Source organism: Nodularia chucula CCY0103, assembly GCF_963923915.1.
GTDB lineage: Bacteria > Cyanobacteriota > Cyanobacteriia > Cyanobacteriales > Nostocaceae > Nodularia > Nodularia chucula.
On sequence record NZ_CAWUOL010000180.1, the window covers coordinates 1 to 1774 of the forward strand.

Genomic DNA, 1774 nt, shown 5'->3' on the forward strand with positions numbered 1-1774 from the left:
AAAACTACTATACCTGAATATGTAAAGTTTTGTAACGAGATTCAACATTTCTGAAACTGATCATAAAACTTAGACACCGAAAGGCTTTTACCCTACTCCCTACTCCCCAGCTATATTCCGAGAAATTACAAAATAGCAAAATTACCAGAGTAATTCTGTCATGTCTCCAATTTTAAATATTTCTGCTTCAGACATCATTCGTAGTCTGAAATTATCGTCTCAGGTTCCTGGCTTGGTAGAGGCGATCGCATCTCAAAAAATTATTACCGCAGCAGCCCAAGAAGCAGGAATCACAGTCACACCGGAAGAAATTCAGGAAGAAGGGGATAAATTACGATTAGCCAAAAAACTTATTAAAGCTGAAGATACATTGACTTGGCTAGAGAAACATCATCTTTCTGTGAATGAATTTGAGGAATTAATTCATCATCAAATACTGACTCAGAAGTTAGCCAATCATCTGTTTGCGCCCCAAGTTGAACGACACTTTTACCAACACCAAATAGATTACGTCACCGCCATCACCTACCAAATCATTTTGGATGATCGAGACTTAGCTTTAGAGTTATTTTATGCAGTGGAAGAAGGAGAAGTTAGTTTCCCTGAAATTGCTCGTTTATATATTCAAGATCCAGAACTGCGCTGTAATTATGGATATCAAGGAAGACAACACCGCAAAGATTTTCGGACAGAAATTGCTGCACCTGTATTTGCCGCAACTCCACCAGAAATGATCAAGCCAATAGAGACTTTAAAACAAGTGTATTTAATTTGGGTGGAAGAAATTAGCCAACCTCAATTAGATGAACAATTACGTGAAAAAATTATCACAGAATTATTCTCTGATTGGTTAAAACAGCAAATTGGCAGTGTAAAAATAGTGACTGAGTTAGATGTAGATGACCTCCAGCCGCAAAAAGAATTACTTAAGCAAGCTTAAATTTAGCCCATAGTTAATAGTTGGTTTGTAAATCATGAATAGCAAGAGTATAAGAAGTTATTGCTTATATTTCTATCTAACCTGTTTGTGACCAAGCATAAGGCTATCTCACAGTAAATGATTGATAAGTATTGCTTTATGAATAAAATAGATTCCCTGCACGATAGTGTTTAATCTATCTTTTTAAGCACTATAAAAGTGTGATTCCTGTTGAAATAATTTAATGTAAATTTTCTTAGGCAAGATAAATTTTTGCCTAATTTTTGTATGATTTTTATAATATTCTTTCTTCAAAAAATAATTTAAAAAACTATTGACTTTCTCTCAGAATTTACTATATTAAAAACATAGCCGAACGAAACAAATCGGTTAGACAAAAAGCGAAATTCCCAGGAGAAATTAAATGATTATTTCTGACTTAAACATCTTAGAAACCGTTGAATCTGTAAATGTTATTGGTGGTTCTCGTCGTGGAACCTCTAAGAGGATGTTTTAAAAGTCAGAGAAGGCTAAAAATTATGCCAGCCGTCGAATCATGATACGAATCATAGCAACATAGATGAATGTCTCGGAAGTTTGAGGTAATCGTTCATAATCCTTGCTTAAACGCCGACACCAATTAAGCCAGCCAAAAGTACGCTCCACAACCCAACGCTTAGGTAAATGAACAAAACCCTTTTTATCCAAGGGTCTGAGGACAATTGTGACAATCCACCGAAACATATCCATCACCCAACGCATAAATTCTTCTCCTCTGTATCCACCATCCATCCAAATGGTATTTAACCCACATTCCGCACCCTTAGCTGTCAGACAGGGAAATTACGGAAACAA

1 protein-coding gene and 1 pseudogene are annotated in these 1774 nt (G+C 35.7%); one reads left to right on the plus strand and one right to left on the minus strand.

What is annotated here, in order from left to right; translation table 11 throughout:
* The first annotated feature begins 160 nt into the window (after nt 1-160).
* The gene (locus ACM0OP_RS24020) at nt 161-940 is read left to right on the plus strand and encodes a peptidylprolyl isomerase (protein WP_414530922.1); all 780 of its coding nucleotides are present in this window, start codon (nt 161-163) and stop codon (nt 938-940) included.
* A gap of 516 nt (nt 941-1456) precedes the next feature.
* Here the strand turns inward: ACM0OP_RS24020 and ACM0OP_RS24025 are convergent.
* A pseudogene (locus ACM0OP_RS24025) lies at nt 1457-1726 on the minus strand (transposase); the annotation flags it as partial.
* Between the last annotated feature and the right edge of the window lie 48 nt (nt 1727-1774).